Below are 3,723 nucleotides of genomic sequence, written 5' to 3'. Positions count from 1 at the left end.
GCCATCCTCGAACGCGAGTTCGATTGTGTCGCCGTTGAGGACGGCCTGAAGTCCTTGGGGGCTGAGTGTGGCCTGGATCTTTGGGGGGGCTGTGTCGGTGAGGAGGGTGAGGACGGGTTCGCCGGCGAGGATGGTGGCGCCTTCTTCGACGGCGAGGCCGGAGATGCCGCAGTCGCAGGGCATCTTGATGCTGAGCATCGCGCCGGTTGTCGACAGCAGGGAGAAGGCGACGTCGCCCTTCGCGGCCTCGGGATTGAGATAGTCGATCTGGCCCGCGGCGGGTGCGCGGAGGGTGGTGCCGGGCATCGAGACCACCGCCGGGTAGGCCTCGAGCCGGCTCAGCACGCGCGACTGCACCGTGGAAGCGGCGATGGCGACCAGGCCCATGGAGAGCGCGGCCACGGCCGCGTAGCGGAGGGATTGGGCGGCGTAGAAGCCGGGCCCGCGGCGGGCGCCGGGACGGGCCGGCTTGACCCGCGTCTGGGTGTTGACCTGCAGGACGTCCGCGATCTGGACGAGGTCGCCCGCGATGTAGGAGTTGAGGACGAAGCGGAGCTGCGGGAGGTGGGATCCCGCGGGGTCGTGGAAGGTGAAGGCGATCTCGCCCTGGTCCGGGCCGTCGTGGACGCGCAGGGCGATCTCGGCGGGCAGGCTGATGGAGAAGCCGTCGAAGGAGAACTGGAGCACGGCGAGCTGGCGGGAGCCGTCGAGCGAGGGGTCGAGCAGGCCCTGGCAGGTGCCGCCGGTGAGCGACAGCCCGTTGCCCTGCAGGCGCCGGTCCTGGACCAGCAGTTCGAAGCGGATCGGCATCACCGGGTGCTCGGTGCTGCTGCGCAGCTGCTCGGCGGCGGTTTCGGGGCTTGGCTGTGTGGCGAGGCTGCTCTGCATGTCCGGGCTCCTTCGGGGCGGTGCGGCTCAGGCGATTTTCGTGAGGAAGAGGACGCAGACGACGAGCCATCCGACCGTCAGCGCGTGGAGATAGGTGGAACTGGCCATGCGCAGGCGCTGTCCGGTCGTGAGGGCTGCCGCGGCGCCGGTGGCGGTGGACTGGCGGGTCCACTTCTGGCGGTCGAGGCGGAAGATGATGAAGCTCTTCACCAGCGCGCCGACGATCTGCCCGAAGTAGAGCAGGAACGGATAGCTGATGGGGAAGCCGGCGCGGCCGCGGAAGCCGGAGACGATCGAGCAGTAGACGTAGCGGGTGCCCATCACCCAGGCGGCATAGACCGGCAGGATCATCGGCTCGGCCAGCAGCGCGGTCAGGATCACGCCGGTGGGCCCGGCGAGCGTCGTCCAGATCGAGACCCGCTGGTCGAGCAGCGACCACCAGGTGAAGGCGCCGATGCGCGCCGGCCCGAGGCCGAGGGCGCGGCCGTTGGTGCGCATCATGTTGCCGTACCAGCGGGTCATCAGCGTCACGGCGCTGTCGACGAAGCCCGGGCGCGGCTGGCTCTCCATCGAGAGCGAGGAGACATCGGGCAGGTAGGCCGTGCGATAGCCGTTCGACAGCAGCCAGAACCAGGTCGACTTGTCGTCGCCGGTGAGGAACTTCACATGCCCCAGCCGCCAGTGCTGGATGCTGTCGCTCTGCACCATGGCGATGAAGCCGGGGTTGGTGGCCAGGTCGGCGCGGAACACCGACATCCGCCCGGTGAGGGTCAGCACCCGCGCGGACAGCCCCATCGAGCACATCATCACCTGCCGCTGGGCGAAGCGCAGGTTGAACCAGTCCTCGAACAGCCCCGGGCGGTCGATCTCGGCCCGCTCGTCGGTGGTCAGCGCGCCGATGCGCGGATCGGTGAAGACCGGCGCGCAGCGGGCCACCAGGTCCTCGGGCACGCAGCTGTCGCCGTCGACGAAGGTGACCACGTCGTGCCGGGTCGGGCAGTCGCGGGCGATCAGCTCCAGCGAGCGGGCCAGCGCGTCGCGCTTGCCGGTGCCGGGGATCTGGTCGACCCGCAGCTTCACCGTCGACATGTCGCGGGCCATGCCGGAAAAGGTGCGCCGGATCAGCCGGGCATCGGCCGGGTCGACCACCGAGGCGACGATGGTCGCGCCGCCCTCGGAGGCCGCGGCGGCGGCGAAGATCGAGCGGTAGACCCGCACCGTCACCGCCGGCTCGATCTTGTAGCTGGTGGTCAGGAAGAAGGCATGCGGCCGCACCGGGCGGGTGGCGAAGGCCGCCTCGGCCTCCGCGCGCCGCTTCGGATAGACCACCCGCAGGTAGGCCACCGCGCGGGAGAAGTTCAGGAACGCCCAGCTGTACCGCCAGATCCCGACGACACCGAGCACCAGCAGCGCGCCCCGGGCCTCGCCGAGCTGGTGCAGCGGGGCCGTCGTGGCCAGCAGCACCATCGCGGTCAGATATGCGAGATGTCCGAGCATTCCCGACCCGCCCCGCCTTACCAGCAGATGCCGGAATAGGCGCCCGAGGAGGTGCGCGCCGGGTCGAGCCGGGTGAGGTCGACCATCACCGTCGCCTCCGAGGCCGCGGTCAGCGGCGCGCGGGCCTCGTCGTAGAGATTGCCGACGATGATCGCCTCGGACCCGGCGATCAGCTCGCCGATCTCGCCCACCATGCGGGAGGCGAGATCGGGCACCTTGCGGTCGGTGCGGCCGATGGCGCTCATCTCCTCGGTCAGCGCGGTGTGCACGTAGGGGTCGTAGACGCTGACGTCGATCCCCTCGCCGATCAGCCGCGCGGCGAGCTCGGCCAGCGGGCTCTCGCGCATGTCGTCGGTGCCCGGCTTGAAGCTGATGCCCACCATGCCGACGCGGCGGGCGCCGCTCTGCCGCACCATGCGCTCGGCCCGGGCGATCTGCTCGGCATTGGCCTCCAGCACCGCGTCCATCAGGTGCGGAACCACCCCCTTGTCATGGGCCAGCGCCCGCAGCGCCCGCACGTCCTTGGGCAGGCAGGAGCCGCCGAAGGCGAAGCCCGGCCGCATGAAATAGGAGGAGATGTTGATCTTGCTGTCCGAGCACAGGATCTTCATCACCGTCTGGCCGTCGAGCCCGCAGGCCTTGGCGATGTTGCCGATCTCGTTGGCATAGGTGACCTTGACCGCGCGCCAGGTGTTGGAGGTGTACTTCACCATCTCGGCGGTGCGCAGGTCGACCTTGTGGATCTCGCAGGGCAGATCCGCGTTCAGCTCGGTCAGGATCGCCCCGGTCGGCGCGTCGAGATGGCCGAAGACGATCAGGCCGGGGTCGTAATTGTCCTCGATCGCGGTGCTCTCGCGCAGGAACTCCGGGTAGTAGCCGACGCCGAAATCCTTGCCCGCGATGCCGCCCGAGATCCGCTCCAGCACCGGGATGCAGACCCCCTCGGTGCTGCCCGGCACGATGGTCGAGCGGATCACAACCGAGTGGAACCCGTCCTTCTCCTTCAGCGCCGCCGCGATCGCCTCGCAGGCCGAGACCACGTAGGTCAGCCCGACCGACCCGTCCGGCGCGCTCGGCGTGCCGACGCAGACAAAGGACGCATCCGTCCCCAGAACCGCCTCCCGCGCATCCAGCGTCGCCCGAAGCCGCCCCGAGGCAACCCCCGCCGCGATCAGGGCGTCCAGGCCGTTCTCCACGATCGGGCTCTTGCCCGCGTTGATGTTCTCGACCTTCACCGGGTCGACATCAACCGCAACAACCTCGTGACCGTCCTTCGCAAGACAGGCCGCCGAAACAACCCCGACATACCCAATCCCGAAAATGCTTATCCGTGCCATC

Annotated in this window: 3 protein-coding genes; all 3 read right to left on the bottom strand. The window is 69.4% G+C overall.

The window, feature by feature from the left end:
* The coding region (locus CHB86_RS24030; protein WP_089235653.1) for a hypothetical protein at positions 1–888 on the bottom strand (888 nt) is incomplete at its 3' end.
* A gap of 27 nt (positions 889–915) precedes the next feature.
* Positions 916–2,385 carry a glycosyltransferase gene (locus CHB86_RS24025; RefSeq protein WP_089235652.1) on the bottom strand — a complete coding sequence of 490 codons (1,470 nt, stop codon included), beginning with the start codon at positions 2,383–2,385 and terminating at the stop codon, positions 916–918.
* A 17-nt stretch (positions 2,386–2,402) separates the two neighbouring features.
* Positions 2,403–3,723, bottom strand: a 1,321-nt coding sequence (locus CHB86_RS24020; RefSeq protein ID WP_089235651.1) for a nucleotide sugar dehydrogenase, incomplete at its 5' end; no start/stop codon positions are given.

Source organism: Tropicimonas sediminicola (assembly GCF_900188335.1).
GTDB lineage: Bacteria > Pseudomonadota > Alphaproteobacteria > Rhodobacterales > Rhodobacteraceae > Tropicimonas > Tropicimonas sediminicola.
Note: the sequence above shows the minus strand (reverse complement) of the source record. Positions and strands in the feature narration are given on the sequence as shown.